Annotated in this window: 14 protein-coding genes; 9 read left to right on the top strand and 5 right to left on the bottom strand. The window is 50.6% G+C overall.

The features are described from left to right. Positions 1-399 precede the first annotated feature (399 nt). Both ppc and K6Q96_RS00925 read left to right on the top strand, forming a co-directional pair. Positions 400-3,030 carry a phosphoenolpyruvate carboxylase gene (gene ppc, locus K6Q96_RS00930; RefSeq protein WP_251877138.1) on the top strand — a complete coding sequence of 877 codons (2,631 nt, stop codon included), beginning with the start codon at positions 400-402 and terminating at the stop codon, positions 3,028-3,030. A 352-nt stretch (positions 3,031-3,382) separates the two neighbouring features. Next, entirely contained in the window at positions 3,383-3,955 is a 573-nt protein-coding gene (locus tag K6Q96_RS00925) for a PadR family transcriptional regulator (protein WP_251877136.1), read from the top strand. A gap of 69 nt (positions 3,956-4,024) precedes the next feature. Here K6Q96_RS00925 and metF read toward each other — a convergent pair whose 3' ends face one another. From metF to K6Q96_RS00910, 3 genes are all read right to left on the bottom strand, one after another. Further along, positions 4,025-4,915, bottom strand: coding sequence for a methylenetetrahydrofolate reductase (metF, locus tag K6Q96_RS00920; RefSeq protein ID WP_002535250.1), 891 nt, complete (start codon positions 4,913-4,915; stop codon positions 4,025-4,027). Between the two features lie 248 nt (positions 4,916-5,163). After that, positions 5,164-7,608 carry a bifunctional aspartate kinase/homoserine dehydrogenase II gene (locus K6Q96_RS00915; protein WP_251877134.1) on the bottom strand — a complete coding sequence of 815 codons (2,445 nt, stop codon included), beginning with the start codon at positions 7,606-7,608 and terminating at the stop codon, positions 5,164-5,166. Next, positions 7,608-8,771, bottom strand: coding sequence for an O-succinylhomoserine (thiol)-lyase (locus K6Q96_RS00910; protein WP_251877132.1), 1,164 nt, complete (start codon positions 8,769-8,771; stop codon positions 7,608-7,610). The genes K6Q96_RS00915 and K6Q96_RS00910 overlap by 1 nt, the downstream gene beginning before the upstream one ends. A 238-nt stretch (positions 8,772-9,009) precedes the next feature. Between K6Q96_RS00910 and metJ the strand changes: the two genes are divergently transcribed. Continuing rightward, entirely contained in the window at positions 9,010-9,327 is a 318-nt protein-coding gene (gene metJ, locus K6Q96_RS00905) for a met regulon transcriptional regulator MetJ (RefSeq protein ID WP_002535253.1), read from the top strand. Between the two features lie 77 nt (positions 9,328-9,404). On the opposite strand, the gene K6Q96_RS00900 is transcribed toward metJ, so the two are convergent. Together K6Q96_RS00900 and rpmE are read right to left on the bottom strand one after the other, a co-directional pair. Then, the gene (locus K6Q96_RS00900; protein WP_251877130.1) at positions 9,405-10,661 is read right to left on the bottom strand and encodes a malic enzyme-like NAD(P)-binding protein; all 1,257 of its coding nucleotides are present in this window, start codon (positions 10,659-10,661) and stop codon (positions 9,405-9,407) included. Between the two features lie 458 nt (positions 10,662-11,119). Then, positions 11,120-11,332, bottom strand: a complete 213-nt coding sequence (rpmE, locus tag K6Q96_RS00895; protein WP_002535255.1) for a 50S ribosomal protein L31 — start codon at positions 11,330-11,332, stop codon at positions 11,120-11,122. Between the two features lie 248 nt (positions 11,333-11,580). Between rpmE and priA the strand changes: the two genes are divergently transcribed. From priA to K6Q96_RS00865, 6 genes are all read left to right on the top strand, one after another. Then, the gene (priA, locus tag K6Q96_RS00890) at positions 11,581-13,776 is read left to right on the top strand and encodes a primosomal protein N' (protein WP_251877128.1); all 2,196 of its coding nucleotides are present in this window, start codon (positions 11,581-11,583) and stop codon (positions 13,774-13,776) included. A 160-nt stretch (positions 13,777-13,936) separates the two neighbouring features. Then, complete coding sequence (cytR, locus tag K6Q96_RS00885; RefSeq protein WP_255350073.1) at positions 13,937-14,965, top strand: DNA-binding transcriptional regulator CytR; 1,029 nt, start codon at positions 13,937-13,939, stop codon at positions 14,963-14,965. Between the two features lie 81 nt (positions 14,966-15,046). Then, positions 15,047-15,613, top strand: coding sequence for an SPOR domain-containing protein (locus tag K6Q96_RS00880; RefSeq protein ID WP_251877126.1), 567 nt, complete (start codon positions 15,047-15,049; stop codon positions 15,611-15,613). 148 nt (positions 15,614-15,761) lie between these two features. Continuing rightward, entirely contained in the window at positions 15,762-16,286 is a 525-nt protein-coding gene (gene hslV / locus K6Q96_RS00875) for an ATP-dependent protease subunit HslV (protein ID WP_002535260.1), read from the top strand. A gap of 15 nt (positions 16,287-16,301) precedes the next feature. Then, positions 16,302-17,636 (top strand): ATP-dependent protease ATPase subunit HslU, encoded by a 1,335-nt coding sequence (hslU, locus tag K6Q96_RS00870; protein ID WP_002535261.1) that lies wholly within the window; start codon positions 16,302-16,304, stop codon positions 17,634-17,636. A gap of 306 nt (positions 17,637-17,942) precedes the next feature. Beyond that, on the top strand, positions 17,943-18,848 hold the full coding sequence (locus tag K6Q96_RS00865; protein ID WP_251877124.1) for a 1,4-dihydroxy-2-naphthoate polyprenyltransferase: 906 nt from the start codon (positions 17,943-17,945) through the stop codon (positions 18,846-18,848). Positions 18,849-18,996: the final 148 nt, after the last annotated feature.

Raw genomic sequence — 18,996 nt, 5'->3', positions numbered from 1 at the left:
CGTATTTAACGTCGGCGTCGTCGCTGGAGAAGGGGGTTTGAGAACTTATCCATATTCGTATCGTACCTTTTCGCTGCTTCCATGAGCTTTTTTGGCGAATTATAATTGTTTATTCATTTTAAATGAATTTATATGTGATTTTTAGCGTGATAAATGACTAATGTCAACAGTCTGTTTAAAATAAAGTCACCCACCTGCGACAGGCTAGCGTTTTTGCCTAAACCCAGTGCTTTAAATGTAATTTTGTTACAACTTCTGTAATGCCTTATTGTTCAAGGGATAGACAAAAAAATGCGGCGAAATAATAGAGTGGGTGATTGACCTTTATGCCACTCATTGGCTAGATTGAGCCATTACGATTGCAATTTGGATGTAACAAAGTTACGAAACGGACGCACTATGAATGACAAGTATGACGCTCTAAAGAGCAATGTCAGCATGCTCGGTCACCTTCTGGGCAACACCATTAAAGGTGCCCACGGTGAAGAGTTGCTGGCCAAAGTAGAAGAGATCCGTCAGCTCTCTAAATCCGCTTCTGCGGGTAATAAAGACGATCACGCCAAGCTGATCGATGTGCTGCAAAGCCTGCCGAATGACCAACTACTCCCTGTAGCGCGCGCATTCAGCCAGTTCCTCAACCTCACCAATATCGCTGAACAGTACCATTCTGTTTCTCGCCACTGTGAAGAGCAGGTATGTAATCCTGACTCACTGGACGATCTGTTTATGCGACTGCAAAACGCAGACGTCTCTGACGGTGAGCGAGATAAAGCCGTTGATGACCTGAAGATCGAACTTGTGCTGACAGCACACCCGACGGAAATCGCGCGTCGTACTACCATTCATAAGCTGGTTCAAATCAACAAATGTTTGTCCAAACTTGAACTTGGCGACCTCTCTTCCAGCGAGCGAGATAAAGCAGAACTTCGCCTTGAACAACTGATCTCCCAGGCATGGCACTCTGACGTTATCCGTAAGCAACGCCCAACCCCGCTTGATGAGGCCAAATGGGGTTATGCGGTGATTGAAAACAGTCTGTGGCAAGCTGTACCGGAATTCCTGCGTCAGTTTGACCAGAAGATGAAGCGTCACCTTGGCCGTGGTCTGACCGTTGAAGCTTCGCCCATCCAGATCTCAAGCTGGATGGGCGGAGACCGCGACGGTAACCCGTTCGTGACATCAGAAGTCACTCGTGAAGTACTGTTGCTATCCCGTTGGAAAGCCGCTGATCTTTATTTGGGTGATATTCAGGAGCTCATCAGCGAACTGTCGATGACGCGCTGCAATGACGTTGTTCGCGCCATGGCTGGTGATGAGCACGAACCTTACCGAGCTATCCTGAAATCGCTGCGCAAGACGCTAACCAACACCCTGGATCATCTGGATGCCCAAATCCATGGCCGCCGTAGCGATGAAAAAGACATCCTCACCAACGTTGACCAATTATGGACACCGCTGCATGCGTGCTACCAGTCGCTGCATGAATGTGGCATGGGCATTATCGCTGATGGTCTGCTGCTTGACACGCTGCGTCGTATCCGCACCTTCGGTGTTAACCTCATTAAGCTGGATATCCGTCAGGAAAGTACCCGCCACGCGAATGTGCTATCTGAAGTGACCCGCACATTGGGCATGGGCGACTACAGCCAGTGGAGCGAGCAGGACAAGCAAGCGTTCCTTATTCGAGAGCTGAGCTCTAAGCGTCCTTTGCTGCCTCGTGACTGGGAGCCTTCTGATGAAGTACAGGAAGTGCTGGATACCTGCCGTATCGTTGCACAGCAGCCTCGTGAAGCGCTGGGTGCTTACGTCATCTCCATGGCACGCACAGCATCTGACGTGCTGGCGGTTCACCTTCTACTGAAAGAAGCGGGCTGTCCGTTCCGCATGGACGTGTGTCCGCTGTTTGAAACCCTGGAAGACCTCAACAATGCCAAGTCTGTGATCAGCCAACTGCTGAGCATCGACTGGTACCGCGGCTTTATACAAAATTTCCAGATGGTCATGATTGGCTACTCGGACTCCGCCAAAGACGCAGGTGTGATGGCGGCGGGTTGGGCCCAATATAAAGCTATGGAGCAACTGGTTGAGCTGTGTGAAGACGCCGGTGTCGATCTGGTGCTGTTCCACGGTCGTGGTGGTTCTATTGGTCGTGGTGGCGCGCCTGCGCACGCTGCACTACTGTCCCAACCACCACGCAGCTTGAAAGGTGGCCTTCGCGTGACTGAGCAGGGCGAGATGATTCGCTTCAAGCTGGGTCTACCGGACGTTGCCATACAGAGCCTGAATCTGTACGCCAGCGCAATTCTGGAAGCGAATCTGTTGCCACCACCAGCACCTAAGCAGGAATGGCGCGACCTGATGGAAACCTTAAGCGAAGTTTCCTGTGAAGCTTACCGTGGCGTTGTTCGTGGCCACGAAGATTTCGTTCCTTATTTCCGAGCGACAACACCAGAGTTGGAACTGGGTAAACTGCCATTGGGTTCCCGTCCATCTAAACGTAACCCAAATGGTGGCGTAGAGAGCCTTCGTGCTATCCCATGGATTTTCGCATGGAGCCAGAACCGTTTGCTGCTGCCAGCGTGGCTGGGTGCTGGTCAGGCGATTCAGTTCTCTATCGATAACGGTCACCTCAAGTTCCTTGAAGAAATGTGTCGCGAGTGGCCATTCTTCTCAACCCGTCTAGGTATGCTGGAGATGGTATTCACTAAGACCAGCCCATCTATTTCTCAATACTATGATGAGAAACTGGTGGATGAATCTCTTTGGAGACTGGGTGATGAGCTGCGTGACCGTTTGGCGCAAGACATCAAAGCGGTACTAATGGTTGAGAACAGCGACCACTTGATGGAACAGAACCCTTGGGGCGCCGAATCTATCCGTCTGCGTAACATCTATGTTGAACCGCTGAATATGCTTCAGGCTGAGCTTCTGTGCCGTACACGTGCTACAGAAGAGGAAAATACTGAACTAGATGAAGCGTTGATGGTGACCATCGCAGGTATTGCTGCTGGTATGCGAAATACCGGATAAATGAGAAATTGATTCAAAATTAAGAAAGGCTGCCATGTTGCAGCCTTTTTTATTTTTCGAGAGTCTTTTTCGATTGTTGTTGCATTGATAATGTTATTAATATGTTTTCTTGCCTGTTCGTGACGTTATCGTGACAAAGGTATAGGCAAAACACCGAAGTATAAATAACCGTTTAAGTGTCTTCATACTGCGCTTTTCGCACCGCGTTTTTTCGGTGCATTGTTGGCAAGAGGCAAGGTATGTTCGGCAACGAAAAACGTGTCGATCCGCCCAGTGTTGTGGAAAAAATAAATTCGCCAAAGAGCGGCATCCCAGGGCTAAGGATCGCCTTTTAAGATTTTGGATAGAAGAGATGTCACTACCGCACGTAATACTCACGGTGCTAAGCCATCGTGATGCAACTGGTTACGATATAACCAAAGAGTTTTCAAATGCTATCGGGCACTTCTGGAAAGCCAGCCACCAACAAGTCTATCGTGAACTCAATAAGCTCGCCGATATGGGCGCAGTGAGTTGTCGTTTAGAACCACAGGATGGCAAACCGGACAGAAAGGTCTACTCCATCACGGACATTGGCAGACAGAGCCTCTACGAGTGGTTCTTAATGCCGGCAAAACATCCCACTGACCGCGATGAAGTTTCTGCAAAACTGCTAACGTGCAGCATATTCGACCCCACCCCAATGATCGAACATATGCACGCACTGATGGACGAAAGCCGCTTGCAGTTAAGTCAATACCGAGACATGGAGCGCAGCAACTACGCTGATACCGCTCTGCTGACTCGTGAAGGCCGTCTGGAGCGACTGACACTGCGCCGCAACATTCTTCGCAAAGAAGCATGGCTGACGTGGGCAGAGGAAGTCCTGTTTGAACTCAACGCCATGGAAAACATGTCGATGGGCAAGAAAGTCGCTGCTCAGTAAGGACTTTCCAGAAAGCAAAAACCGTCGCAATGCGACGGTTTTTTTGTTTCTGGCTCGCTGAAATGTCGTTTATGCCGTAGGACGTACACCCAGAGTGTGGCAAAGCGCGTAGGTTAGCTCTGCACGGTTTAAGGTATAGAAATGGAAATCCTTCACACCTTCGCGGCTTAATACGCGCACCATGTCGATAGCGTTGCTCGCACCAACCATCTGACGGGTTACCGCATCGTCTTCCAGACCTTCATATTGCTTGTACATCCAAGCAGGGATGCGCACGTTGGTCATGTTGGCAAACTTCGAAGCCTGCTTGAAGTTCGATACAGGCAAGATACCAGGGATGATTTCAACATCAATACCTGCTGCGGCGCAGCGGTCACGAAAACGCAGGTAGCTTTCTACATCAAAGAAGAATTGGGTGATTGCGCGGTTTGCACCAGCATCAACCTTACGCTTAAGGTTTATCAAATCTGCTTGCGCACTTTTCGCTTCAGGGTGAACTTCCGGGTAAGCTGCGACAGAAATATCAAAGTCCGCTTCGCCTTTCAAGAGCTCTACCAAATCTGCAGCGTACATATCCGGCTTCTGACTTTTTTCTGGCAGATCGCCACGCAGGGCCACGATGTGGCGAATGCCGCTGTTCCAGTAATCACGTGCGATTTCCCGCAGTTCATCCCGGCTCGCGTCGATACAAGTCAAGTGAGGTGCAGCTTCAATACCGGTTTCTTGCTTGATACTTTTCACGATGCCATGGGTACGGTCACGCTCACCGGAGTTCGCACCGTAAGTCACGGAAACAAATTTAGGTTTTAGGGTTTTCAGACGCTGCACCGAAGCCCAAAGCGTTTGCTCCATAGCTTCAGAGCTGGGTGGGAAGAATTCAAACGAAACATTGATATCGCCGTTCAAATCAGAAAGGTTTTGATTAAGTGCATCCAAATGGCTGGCGTGTGAATATCCCATAACGTCTCCCTACTTCGGCAACATCTTACCGAAAAATCCTTTAAAGCCGACATCCATATAGACGTCTATATGTCTAGATATTGAATTGCGCGCATTTTAAAGTCAACTTACTTAACTTGAATTTTATTCATGATCATCATGTAAGTCTTTCACGCAAAATATCTAAGAGCTCACGTAAATCCTGAATCACACTGCATAGAGTACAAAAAAGCGGAGCATAGGCTCCGCTTTTTCTATTAGTATCTCGACTATTTCAACAAAGATGCGATGCGATTCAAGTCAGAGAGTAAAGCGCCTGCGGTCACATCACGACCCGCCCCCGGCCCGCGAATAACCAACGGGTTTTCACGATACCACTGACTCTCGATAGCAAAGATGTTGTCGCAAGGCAGCAGGTTGGCAAGAGGGTGCTCTTCAGGCAGCACTTCAATCCCGACACGCGCTTTTCCATCACGAGAGAGTCTTGCTACATAGCGAAGGACACCCTGCTCTCTTTCCGCTTGTTCAAGCCAATCTTCAAGCGCTTCATCAAGCTGACTGCTGTTATCCAGAAAGGCATCCAGCGACAGCGCAGAAAGCGCCTCGGGCACCAGTGATTGCACCTGTACCTGCTCCGGCTCGATATCCAAGCCAGACTCACGCGCCAGAATCACAAGCTTACGCATGACATCTGAGCCGCTGAGATCTTCACGTGGGTCAGGTTCGGTCAGACCTTGTTGCCATGCCTGCTCCAAAAGCTCGCTGAACTTGATATCGCCGTTGAACTGCTGGAACAGCCAGGACAATGTTCCAGAAAATATGCCAGAAATAGCGATGATATGGTCGCCACTTTCGCGCAAATCGCGCACGGCATGGTTAACCGGAAGGCCTGCACCAACTGTCGCGTTGTACAGCCAAAAACGGCCAGTCTTCGCAAACGCATCCTGAACCAGATGGTATAACTCACCACTCGCGGAGCCTGCCACTTTGTTCGCAGAAATCAGGTGATAACCATGCTCTGCCAGATCAGGATATTGCATCGACAGTGGTGCACTTGCGGTAACGTCCAGCACGACAATGTCATCGTAAGGGTGATTAAGCAATGCCGTCAGCCAATCACTCCCCTCATAGGGTTTCGCAACTTCATCAAAACGGGTCATGACGCTATCTGCATCAATACCATCGAAATCGACCCATTGGTTATCACTGTCTTGCACCGAGATGAGCTCAAAGCTCATGCCATGACGTTTTTCGAGTGCCGTTTTTTGCTCTGCAAACAGATTGAGCCAACGGCTACCGATATTGCCTTTACCCAGCAACACCAAGCCAATACGACGCTGCGCCTGGAAAAGTGCGCGGTGAATATCTGATACCAACGCCGATGTGTTCGCCTTACGCAAAATCGCCGCGATGCTGAGTCCACTGCCAGACTCGCAGATAAACTCTATCGGTTGGCTGCGAAGCTGTTGGTAAAAACCGTGACAATGAACAGGGTTTGCCGTGACACCTGCGCCCACCGCAGCGACCATGCTGTAGCCTTCGCGGAGACGGATATCAGCAGGAATGCCAGCGTTTTGCAGCTCCTCCAACACGCTGTTCACCACTTCGCCAGTGTAAGCGAGTTGGATACGGTGTTGGTCAGCACTGAATGATGACGCCAGCGGCTGGATTTGGTTTCGGGTCAACAGTCGTTCGATATCGCGGCGCGCGGTATCAAAGTCGTGTGAACGCGGCACATCCAATTCAAGCAGGCAGACATCACTCAATGAGGTAATGATTTTCGCGCCCCGGCCAGAAGCCAGAACGCGTTCAATGCGGGTTGAGCCTGATTCAGGATCATAGCTGCAGCGGAGATTCAGGTCGATACAGCTTTGCGCTACTGGCTGCAGCGTTCGGGTATGTAGCACGGGTGCTGCAAGACGCGCCAGTTCAGCCGCTTCATCCAAACGCAGCAATGGCAGCAGACAGGCGTCGCCGACAATGCGTGGGTCTGCACTGTATACACCAGCAACGTCACTCCAGATGGTCACACGACTGACATCTGCTAAGGCACCGATGATGGTTGCTGAGTAATCGGAGCCATTACGCCCTAGCAGCACGGTTTCACCTTCGGTGTTACGTGCCATGAATCCGGTGATAACAATGCGGCGCTTGGTATGTTGAACGATTTGTTCTTTCAGAAGGGGCCAAGAGCTTGCGCGGTCCACTTCTGGCTGTGCGCCACGTTCAGCACGCAGGAAAGAGCGGGAGTCGAGCATCACGGATGGTAATTCAAGCTGTGTCAGCAGTACAGACAACAAACGCGCTGACCAGACTTCACCAAAGCCTTGCGCCCAAGCACGTTGAGCTTCGGTCAGAGGGTTTTCCGCCGCCTGCGCCAAGACGCTGAAGTCTTCATACAGTGCATCCACCAGCGATTGCTTTTGCTCGCCTTCAATCAGGTTCTCAATCAAATCCTGCTGATATTTACGCAAGCTTTGCAGCGCTTCGTGGGCCAAACGACCGTCTTTGCCAAGCAGATCCAGCCATTCAATCAGACGGTTCGTGGTTTTGCCCGCAGCGGACACCACGATAATGTCCGTTTCACCACTGTATTGCGCAAGAATACGCGTGACTCTGCGAAAACAATCAGGGTCGGCTAGGCTGCTGCCCCCGAACTTATGTAACTGACGGGACTGCGACTGCTGAGGGCATACGACTTCAACCGCGCTCATTACTGGCTCTCTCTTACTTTATCGAATGCTTGTTTCAGGTCGGCAACCAAGTCGGCCTTATCTTCCAGACCGGCAGACAAGCGAAGCAGTGTGGCCGCCAAGCCTGCTTCCGCCTGCGCTTCGTCCGACATGGCACGGTGCGTCATTGAGCCAGGATGTGTCACCAGACTCTCCACGCCACCCAATGATTCGGCCAAAGTGAACAGCTTAAGGGAGGAGAGGAAAAGTTTCAGCTCACTTTCACCGCCTTTAAGCTCAAAGCTCAACATTCCGCCAAAACCTGATTGTTGTTTCTTCGCAATCTCATGGCCCGGGTGCGTTGGTAGCGCAGGATGGTAGATAGTGCTCACCAGAGATTCCTGTTTGAGGTATTCCAGTACTTCTGCACTGTTTTCCTCATGCTGACGCATTCTTGTGTTCAGCGTGCGAAGACCACGCAGCGTCATGTAGCTATCGAATGCGTTACCGGTAGCCCCAATGCAGTTACCCCACCATTTCAGCTCTTCATAAAGCTCGGCTTCTTTCGCCACCACAACGCCACCGACGGTATCTGAATGGCCATTAATAAATTTGGTGGTTGAATGAACAACAAAATCTGCCCCAAGGTTCAGTGGCTGCTGCAAAGCGGGAGACAGGAAGGTGTTATCGACACCAACCCAAGCGCCGATGGCTTTGGCTTTTTCACAGATATCTGCAACATCAACCACGCGCAGTAATGGGTTAGATGGCGTTTCAAGCCAGACTAGCTTAGGACTCTTCGCCAGTGCGGCATCAAGAGCTGCAGAGTCAGTTTGGTCTACAAACTCCACCTTGAAAGCGCCTTTCCTTGCCCGGGAATCAAACAAACGGTAGGTACCGCCGTAGCAATCGTGCGGTGCGATAATCAGGTCATCCGGTGAAACCAGTGACAGTAGAAGGTTAATTGCTGCCATGCCGCAGTTTGTAACCACAGCGCCTGCGCCGTTTTCCAGATCAGCTAACGCTTTTTCCAGTAAAGAACGGGTTGGATTGCCACCACGGGCATAGTCATAAGTCGGCACTTCGCCAAACTCAGGGAATTCATAATTCGTCGAAAGGTACAGTGGAGGCACAACGGCGTGGTGCTGTGAATCTGTAGTGATACCGGTGCGGACGGCGATGGTTGCGGACTTCTTGTCGCTCATGGCGTGCTTCCCTGTCTTTATATGATCGTATTCAGCGCAATCTTAAATCAAAATGTGATCCGATTGGTATTTGGTCAACCTTAACCATTCAAACTTGAGACGTCAACACTTCTAGACGTCCATATGTCTTTACATGTAGCAGTTAATATCGCTAGAATTTGGGTTTCATCCAACCAGGGCGTCTTGTTCCCCGTGTTGGCAGCGATTTTAGACCCTAAACTGCTACAGAAGGTGAACAATGGCAGACTGGAATGGCGAGTATATTAACCCTTACGCCGAGCACGGTAAAAAGAAAGAGCAGGTAAAGAAAATCACCGTCTCTATCCCGCTAAAAGTGCTTAAAATCCTGACAGACGAACGTACCCGTCGCCAGGTCAACAATCTACGCCATGCCACCAACAGTGAATTGCTTTGCGAAGCCTTTCTGCATGCCTACACCGGACAGCCACTGCCAACGGACGACGATATTCGCAAGGATAAAAGCGATAGTGTGCCAGCGGAAGTTAAGCGCATTATGAAGGAATTAGGCATCGAGTTTAACGAAGAAGAGTATTGATTTCGTTAACTTCTCGAAAAGATTCAAACAAAAAAACCAGCCAATCGGCTGGTTTTTTTGTTTGAATAAAACCGCAATTACGCTTCTTTATCTGCCATGTAATTTTCTGGCATTTCAATACGCGCAACACCTGATTCCACCGCGGCTTCAGCAACGGCTTTCGCCACGCGTGGCAAAAGGCGAGGATCCATCGGTTTTGGAATGATGTATTCCTGACCAAATTCCAGTTTGTCGACACGTGCTGCTTTCAATACGTTTTCCGGTACTGGCTCTTTCGCCAGGGCACGAATAGCTTCTACCGCAGCCAGTTTCATTTCATCATTGATACGACTGGCACGAACATCCAGTGCACCACGGAATATGAATGGGAAACAAAGCACGTTATTCACCTGGTTTGGGTAATCTGAACGACCCGTACCCATAATCAGGTCATCGCGCACTTCGTGTGCCAATTCTGGTTTGATTTCAGGATCAGGGTTTGAACACGCAAACACGATTGGCTTGTCCGCCATCAGCTTCAGCGCTTCCGGTGGCAATAGATCTGGGCCGGATACGCCAAGGAAAATGTCCGCACCTTCAATCACATCTTCCAGCGTACGCTTGTCCGTGTTGTTGGCAAAAAGCTGCTTGTATTCGTTGATGTCATCGCGACGAGTGTGAATCACACCTTTGCGGTCCAGCATATAAATTTTCTCACGCTGCGCACCACATTTGATAAGCAGTTCCATACACGCCACTGCTGCCGCACCTGCACCCAGACAGATGATGACTGCCTCTTTGATGTCTTTGCCCTGAAGTTCAAGCGCATTCAGCATACCTGCGGCAGTCACAATCGCGGTACCGTGTTGGTCATCGTGGAACACTGGCACATGACAGCGCTCGATGAGTTGCTTTTCAATCTCAAAGCAGTCTGGTGCTTTGATGTCTTCCAGATTGATACCACCGAAAGTGTCGGAGATATTCGCGACCGTATCAACGAACTCTTCGATAGTGCGATGTTTTACCTCGATATCGATAGAATCGAGACCAGCAAAGCGTTTGAACAGAAGGGCTTTACCTTCCATGACTGGCTTGGAAGCCAATGGACCCAGATTACCCAAACCGAGAATCGCGGTGCCGTTTGAGATCACCGCAACCATATTGCCCTTTGCGGTGTATTTATAAACGTTGTCGGCATCTTGTGCGATTTCGCGGACAGGCTCTGCAACACCTGGACTGTATGCCAGCGCCAAGTCTTCTACGGTATCAGCGGGTTTGGAGAGTTCTACGGAGATTTTGCCCGGCACTGGAAATTCATGATAATCCAGCGCCTGTTGGCGTTTGTCTTCAGACATGTATTGTTCCTGACTGTAATTGTTATTGGCTAAATATAATAAGGGGCCCTCTGCCTGCCCCATTATCTTGCTGACTGCCTTCCCGCAAGCTGGGCATTACAATCAACAAGTGGCGGAATTTGCGTATTCCCATGTTTATCCGGGTTGCATCTTCCCGCTCATTGCCTGTATCTCCACACAGGCAACGACTTATTCCTCTATTGAGTTTAGCGGACTCAAATAAAAGACAAGTGTCGTCATTTCTTATGACACTTTCAGGTCATTGGGCGGAAGATAAAGGAGTTTAAAATGTTAACGCAGCGTGAAAGCCAGAGCTAGTAAGGATTGAACCAAGTTGGCAAAACTCGCTTGGATAAACTGTAATAGTCTACCTATACTGAAGGGTGTAAAAGGTCTTACAAGCTGTATCAGGCAACAAAAAAAGGGTGCTTATGCACCCTTTTTTATTAAATTCGCAATTACTTGCTGCTAAGAACGCCGAAACGTTTCTTGAAGCGGTCAACACGACCACCAGTGTCAACTACACGCTGAGTACCGGTGTAGAATGGGTGACACTTGTCACATACGTCCAGGTTGATGTCTTTACCCAGAGTCGTTTTGAATTCAAAAGTGTTGCCACATGAACATTTTGCAGTTACTGCAGCGTATTCTGGATGGATACCAGCTTTCATAGGGATTACCTCTTATCTAAGGCCGTGTCGCTCTCCCGAGCCTATCGGGCACCACACGTCGTTAACAAACTGTTTGTAAGGCGCGGATTCTAATCAAGGTGACCTGCGATCGCAACTTTTTTGTTCAATTCATTTCCATGTACTTTCAATGGGCAGTGCCAAAGAATCTTCAACCTGTGCTTTTCGCCCGCCAGCAGCATGGGTACACTGTCGCCAACCTTATTTGAATTCCAAGACCTTATCGCACAATGAACCCGACGATTGCTCAGGTGGCGCTGCCCGTTCCGCTTCATAAAACCTTCGACTATCGCATTGCCAATGAAATGCCGGTTGTGGGTGGTCGAGTGCGTGTCCCGTTTGGTAAGCAATATAAAGTGGGCATTGTCGTCGCATTGACCGACACCTCTGAATTTCCGCTCGAGCAAATCAAACCTATTAATGCGGTTTTGGATAGCGCCCCACTTTGGACGCCCTCTTTATATAAGGTATTGAACTGGGCAAGCCGCTATTACCAGTATCCATTGGGTGATGCACTGGCGACCGTGATGCCGGGCGCACTGCGAAAAGGCAAACCTGCAGTCAAAGACCGTGAAAAGTGCTGGCAACTGACAGAAGCTGGGAAAGAGCAGCCGTTGTCTGCCCTCACCCGCGCGCCAAAGCAAGCTCGCGTTCTCACCTTATTACGCCAGGGTGCTATGACACACGGCGATCTGCTGGAAGAAGAGTTAAGCGCCGCCATTCTCAAAACGGTCGAAGAAAAAGGCTGGATTGAAGCGGTAAAAGAGCAGCGCGCAAAGCCTTGGCAACAAAGCTATGAAGTCGTGGAAGACAAGCCAAGGCTCAACAGCGAGCAGGCAACGGCGGTTGCCACTATCAATGCCAATCCGGAATTTGCCTGCTATTTAATAGAAGGCGTCACAGGGTCAGGAAAAACAGAGGTCTACTTAAACCTTTTGGAGCCTGTGCTAAAAAGAGGGCAGCAAGCACTCATTCTGGTACCCGAAATTGGCTTGACGCCGCAAACCATCAACCGTTTTAAACGCCGCTTCAATGTACCTGTCGTGGTGATGCATTCCGGGCTCAATGATACTGAGCGCTTGAACGCCTGGTTGGCCGCCCGCGACAATGAAGCTGCCATTATTATCGGTACCCGTTCTGCCCTGTTTTCGCCGTGTAAGTCACTCGGCATTATTGTTGTCGATGAAGAGCACGATGCCTCTTACAAACAGCAGGACTCTTTTCGTTATCACGCCCGCGATCTGGCAGTCATGCGTGGGCATGAAGAGAATGTGCCTGTTGTGCTCGGCTCCGCCACACCTTGCCTTGAAAGCCTGCACAACGCCAAAACTGGCAAATACCATCATCTCACTTTATCTGCGCGCGCGGGTAATGCGCTCAAAACCCAAAATGGGGTGTTGGATATTCGCGGCCTTTATTTAGAAGCAGGACTTTCCGCCCCTTTGATTGCTGAGATGCGAAAGCACCTTTCTCGGGGCAATCAGGTGATGTTGTTCCTGAACCGCCGCGGCTATGCCCCGGCATTGATGTGCCATGAATGCGGCTGGCTAGCGGAATGTAAACGCTGCGACGCCTATTACACTCTGCACCAGAGCAGCAATGAACTTCGCTGTCACCATTGCGGATCGCAACGCCCTATTCCGCACCAATGTGGAAGCTGTGGCTCAACGCAATTGATCAGCGTTGGCGTGGGCACTGAGCAGTTGGAAGCCCAGTTGGAAACCCTGTTTCCGGAATACAAAACCATCCGAATCGACCGTGATAACACACGGCGTAAAGGCGCGCTCGAAGCCTACCTTAATGCGATTCACAACAAGGAATACCAAATCCTGATTGGCACCCAGATGCTGGCGAAAGGCCATCACTTTCCTGATGTCACCTTGGTGGCTTTGGTGGATGTGGACAGCGCGCTTTTCAGTAACGATTTCCGTGCACCGGAACGTCTGGCGCAGCTGTTTGTTCAGGTGGCAGGCCGAGCTGGACGTGCCAGTAAGCCCGGATATGTATTGCTTCAAACGCACCATCCGGAACATGCCCTGCTGCAGTCACTCATCCACAAAGGCTACGACAGCTTTGCTGCCGAGGCATTAAATGAGCGGAAAATGGCGCACCTGCCACCTTATAGCTATTTCGCTTTGCTCCGCGCCGAATCCCACCATAGCGGGGAAGTGGAGCAGTTTCTGCAGCAAGCAAGAACTGTCTTGGATGCATCACCAATCCCGGAAGATGAATGCGCAGTCATGGGGCCTGCTCCAGCGCCATTGCACCGCAGAGCGGGGCGTTTTCGATGGCAATTGGTTTTCCAAGCGCCTAACCGCAAGATTTTACAGCAAAGATTAACCATGGCACTGCCGGCGATTCGCCAGTTGCCGCTGTCTAAAAAAGTCCGCTGGTCACTCGATATCGAACCGCAAGATATGAGCTGAATGCAATTTCATTCACTTAAACCGACCGAGATCACGGTATTCTTGCAATTACTGTTAACATGACCATGTTTAATACATCTCCATAGGATTAAGATAGGGCGTGTGGACAAAAATTGTCCCGTTGCTGAAGGTCCCGGTCATCTGGGAAGCATCGCCAATCATAACGAGAAAGAGGAATTACACTATGGCGACAATGAAGGATGTTGCCCATCTGGCCGGCGTCTCTACGGCGACGGTTTCTCGCGCGCTGATGAACCCGGAAAAAGTCTCGGCGTCTACCCGAAAAAAAGTTGAGCAAGCGGTAATGGAAGCGGGCTACAGCCCCAATTCGCTGGCAAGAAACTTACGTCGCAATGAATCTAAAACCATCGTGGCTATCGTGCCTGACATCTGTGATCCCTACTTTACAGAGATCATCCGCGGTATCGAAGAAGCGGCGATGGAGCACGGCTATCTCGTGCTGCTGGGTGACAGCGGACAACAGGAAAGCCGTGAAAGTTCGTTCGTTAACCTGGTCTTCACCAAGCAAGCTGACGGTATGCTCCTTTTAGGTACTGATCTTCCCTTTGACGTCAGCAAGCCGGAGCAGAAGAACCTGCCTCCACTGGTCATGGCCTGTGAATATGCGCCAGAACTAGAGCTGCCTACCGTTCACATCGATAACCTGACCGCAGCGTTTGAAGCCGTGAACTACCTGACTCAGGTCGGCCACAAGCAGATCGCGCAGATCACCGGCGATCCTGATGCTGCACTGACCCAGTTCCGCGTACAGGGTTACCAACAGGCGCTGCGCCGTGGTGGCGTGACCATCAATCCTGCCTACACAGTGACCGGTGATTTCACCTTTGCAGCAGGCGCACGTGCAATGACCACCTTGCTTTCGTTGCCAACCCCACCCACCGCAGTGTTCTGTCACTCTGATGTGATGGCGATTGGTGCTATGCAGCAAGCAAAACGACTGGGGTTCCGCGTGCCGCATGACATTTCGATTGTCGGCTTCGATGACATCCAGTTCGCAGAATACTGCGACCCGGCCCTGACCACGGTTTCCCAGCCACGCTACGACATTGGCCGTCAGGCGATGTTAATGCTGCTGAAAATCCTCAAAGGCAATGATGTGCAAGCAGGTTCACGCCTTCTTGATGCCCAACTCGTTATCCGCGAGAGTGTGGCACCACCATCACGCTAATCTGGTCAGACTGGTACTGGCGCGCAAGTTCGCGAGCCAGTACCATATAGCCTTTATTGAGCAGAAAAGACACGAAAATCAGTGGCAACCAGAGATTATGTCAAGCGTGGCAAAGCACCACGTAAACCAACCCGAAACACCAAGAAGCAGCCTCCTAAACCTGCATTCCCCTTCAAATGGGCTTTTCTCGCTCTGATCTTGGTGGCAGGCTTTGGCTATGGTCTCTATTACCTTTCCACCAGTGAGCCACCCGCAAAGCCTGTTGTTGAAACCAAACCGGTGAAGCCAGCCGTGAAACCTCAGAAGAAAGACGAGAAAGTGATCCCGCCAAAACCTGAGGAGAAGTGGAGCTACATTGAAGAGCTGGAAAACAAAGAAGTGAAAGTTGAGGCCAGCGAGCCAGAACTTTCCAGCCGACCTTATTTGATGCAGTGCGGTGCTTACCGCAGTGCCAGTCAGGCTGACGAACGTAAAGCCATGATTGCGTTCCAGGGTCTCGAAAGCCATATCAAAACCAGTCAGGGTGAAAAAGGCCTCTGGTACCGCGTGGTACTTGGCCCTTATCCAATGAAGCGTGAAGCAGAGCGCGATCGCAACCTGCTTCGCCGTGCTGGCATCGAGCCTTGCGCTATCTGGTATTGGAACTGATTTCCCCAAGCCTGAACTGATTCTGAACACTTGAAGGGTAAAGCCATAATCTCGATGGCTTTACCCTTGAATTTATATATCCCCGTCCCCACCTCTGCAGTAACAACCCATACTGGTAATAACCAGAGAGAAAAGTAGAGGTTCTTCCGTGACAACTATCGTTTCTGTTCGCCGCAACGGCAAAGTAGTGATCGCCGGTGATGGCCAGGTGTCACTGGGTAATACGGTCATGAAGGGCAATGCCCGTAAAGTTCGCCGTCTATACAACAACAAGGTGCTGGCAGGTTTTGCGGGTGGTACGGCTGACGCATTCACCTTGTTCGAACGCTTCGAGCGCAAACTGGAAATGCATCAGGGTCACCTGACCAAAGCAGCGGTAGAGCTGGCCAAAGACTGGCGTACTGACCGCGCACTGCGTCGCCTTGAAGCCCTGCTGGCAGTGGCAGACGAAACAGCGTCGCTGATCATCACAGGTAACGGCGATGTGGTTCAGCCAGAACACGATCTGATTGCGATTGGTTCAGGCGGCAATTTCGCACAGGCAGCAGCCACTGCATTGCTCGAAAATACTGAGCTGGATGCACGCGAAATCGCTGAAAAGTCGCTGACCATCGCAGGTGACATTTGTGTGTTCACCAACCAGCACCACACCGTCGAAGAACTCGATTATTAAGACAGGATCCAAAGCATGTCTGAAATGACCCCACGTGAAATCGTTTCCGAGCTTGACCGACACATTATCGGTCAGGACAAAGCCAAGCGCGCCGTTGCTATCGCACTGCGTAACCGCTGGCGTCGCATGCAGCTCAATGAAGATCTGCGTGTAGAAGTGACCCCGAAAAACATTCTGATGATCGGCCCAACCGGTGTTGGTAAAACCGAAATTGCCCGCCGTCTGGCAAAGCTAGCCAATGCGCCGTTCATCAAAGTCGAAGCCACCAAGTTCACCGAAGTGGGCTATGTGGGTAAGGAAGTTGAAACCATCATCCGCGATCTGACAGATGTGGCAATCAAAATGACCCACCAGCAAGCGATGGAAAAAGTGAAATTCCGCGCAGAAGAGCTGGCAGAAGAGCGCATTCTCGATGTACTTCTTCCACCGCCACGTGACGCTTGGGGCCAGAATGAAGAGCCAAAAGCTGATTCGGCAACCCGCCAAAGCTTCCGTAAGAAAATCCGTGAAGGCCAACTGGACGATAAAGAAATCGAGATCGATCTGGCGGCTCCACAGATGAGCATGGAAATCATGGCGCCTCCTGGTATGGAAGAAATGACCAACCAGCTGCAGAGCATGTTCCAAAACCTGGGTGGCGGCACCACAGCGAAAAAGCGCAAGATGAAGTTGAAAGACGCGCTGAAAGCCGCAACCGAAGAGGAGGCGGCGAAGCTGGTCAATCAGGAGGAGCTGAAAGATCAGGCCATCGCGTCAGTGGAAAACAACGGTATTGTGTTCATCGACGAAATCGACAAGATCTGTAAACGCGGTGAAAGCTCAGGTCCAGACGTTTCCCGTGAGGGTGTGCAACGTGACCTACTACCACTGGTTGAAGGCAGCACCGTCTCAACCAAGCACGGCATGGTGAAGACCGACCACATCCTGTTCATCGCATCCGGTGCATTCCAGGTAGCGTCTCCGTCAGATCTGATCCCAGAGCTTCAGGGTCGCCTGCCAATCCGTGTTGAGCTGGAAGCGCTGACTGCATCTGACTTCAAACGCATCCTGACTGAACCTAATGCTTCCCTGACAGCGCAATATTCAGCACTGATGGGTACCGAAGAAGTGAACTTGACCTTCACCGAAGATGGTATTGAAGAGATCGCAAACGCGGCATGGCGTGTGAACGAGAAAACCGAGAACATCGGTGCCCGCCGTCTGCACACCGTGATGGAGCGCCTGGTAGACGAAATCTCCTTCGACGCGAGCGAGCGTGGCGGTGAGTCTTTCGAAATCAACTCAGAATACGTGCGCAGCCACCTTGAAGAGTTGGTCGACGACGAAGATCTGAGCCGCTTTATCCTGTAATTTTTAAAGTGAAATTACTCAAAGGGCAGCATATCGCTGCCCTTTCTCGTATCTGGAGACGCCACATCCGGGATTATACCAATCACAGTAGGTAGCTGATCAGAAATAGCGCAGGAAAAATGCTCGAGAACAAGGCGAAAAAATTCGATAAGTAGTTATTCTACAATCAAATTTTTCAACGCAGTTATGGAGCATTTTAACAAGCTAGGATGAGCAGATATTTACTACGATTGGTATTAGCATTGCCCACTGCGACAAAAACACCAATAATGTGACCTGCTTTAAATCATTCAATGCCAAGGCGATATGTCCGCATCTACTTTCAAAACCTGGCTCGACGCCGCCCGTCCGAAAACCTTGCCACTGGCGATAGCCTGCATTCTGTGTGGCAGTGCTGTAGCATCGCAGACCTCACAGTTTTCCATCACACTCACGGTATTGGCACTGGTGACCGCGCTGCTTCTGCAGATCCTGTCGAACCTTGCCAACGATTACGGTGATGCCATAAAAGGCACAGATAATGATGACCGTCTTGGCCCTAAACGTGCGATTCAGCAAGGCCTTGTTACGCCAGCGACGATGAAAAAAGCCATGACTCTCAACGTAGTGCTGACTATCGTCGTGGGCGCGGCGTTAGTGCTAACGGCATTCGACAAAACCGCTGACATCCTCAGTTTTATTGGCCTTGGCGCACTCGCGATTGTCGCGGCCATTTGCTACACCGTGGGGAACAAACCCTATGGCTACAAAGGGTTGGGCGACCTGTCGGTACTGATTTTCTTTGGATGGCTCGGTGTGGCTGGCACCTACTATCTGCAAACCGGCACGTTAAACACTGTCGTCCTGCTGCCTGCTACGGCGTGTGGTTTATTAGCTGTCGGCGTACTGAACATCAACAACCTGCGCGACATTGATAATGATCGCGCCTGCGGCAAACACACCTTGGTAGTCCGAATGGGACCACAATGGGGCCGAGCTTATCATCAGGTGCTGCTTACTACTGCCTTCGCGAGCTTTGCCCTCTTTTCGCTACTTCAACCTGTGGGTTGGTCAGGCTGGCTATTTCTATTAGCACTGCCATTGGCAGCAAAACAAGGTCTTGCCGTTTGGCAGTCGCCGGATGGCGAAACCCTTCGTCCAATGATGGGTGACATCGTAAAAGTGGCATTACTCACCAATGCCTTGTTTGCGGCAGGCATCTTAATTAGTTGATACAGTGACAAAGGTGATGACAAGCGGCCTGATGAATTGTGCCATGAGTCATTGCAAAGCCTTAGCTTGTCGTATACTTTTTTGCTGAGGGTGACGCGAAACCCAATCTTGGCGCCACAACGATTCAGCTACAATTGCCTAAGAGAAG

The organism is Grimontia kaedaensis, assembly GCF_023746615.1.
GTDB lineage: Bacteria > Pseudomonadota > Gammaproteobacteria > Enterobacterales > Vibrionaceae > Enterovibrio > Enterovibrio kaedaensis.
This window is presented reverse-complemented; position numbering and strand designations above follow the sequence as displayed.